Source organism: Variovorax sp. P4_D9, from assembly GCF_056401695.1.
The window spans coordinates 1-614 of record NZ_JBFUIU010001721.1; the positions used below are offsets into that span (position 1 = coordinate 1).

General features: G+C 63.0%; 1 protein-coding gene. It reads right to left on the reverse strand.

Features of this window, described 5'->3' with window-relative positions; genetic code table 11:
* On the reverse strand, positions 1-614 hold a 614-nt coding region (locus AC1DY5_RS57975; protein ID WP_478123090.1), incomplete at both ends, for a VOC family protein.

The following is a 614-nucleotide window of genomic DNA, read 5'->3' on the forward strand; positions in this document are numbered from 1 at the left end:
GCGACCGGCTGGCCGTGGCCTGGCAGCCGCGTCTCGAGCATCTCGTAGTAGATGTCGTTGGGTGCGGTCATCAAGGGCACGCCGGCCAGACCGAGCTGGTCGATGGTGTCGATCAGGTTGTCGCTGAGGAGGGCGATGTGCTGGATGCCTTCGCCGTTGAACTTCATCAGGTATTCCTCGATCTGGCCCGAGCCCTTGGACGATTCCTCGTTCAGCGGGATGCGGATCTTGCCGTCCGGTGCGGTCAGCGCCTTCGAGGTCAGGCCGGTGTATTCGCCCTGGATGTCGAAGTAGCGGATCTCCCGGAAGTTGAACAGCTTCTCGTAGAAGTTGGCCCAGAAGGCCATGCGGCCGCGATACACGTTGTGGGTCAGGTGATCGATCAGCTTCAGGCCGTGGCCGACGGGATGCCGCTCGACGCCCTCGATGAATTCGAAGTCGATGTCGTAGATCGACTTGCCGTCCTCGAAGCGGTCGATCAGGTACAGCGGCGCGCCGCCGATGCCCTTGATCGCCGGCAGGCGCAGTTCCATCGGTCCGGTGGCGATCTCGATCGGCTGTGCGCCGAGCTCCAGTGCCCGCGCATAGGCCTTGTGCGAATCCTTGACGCGGAA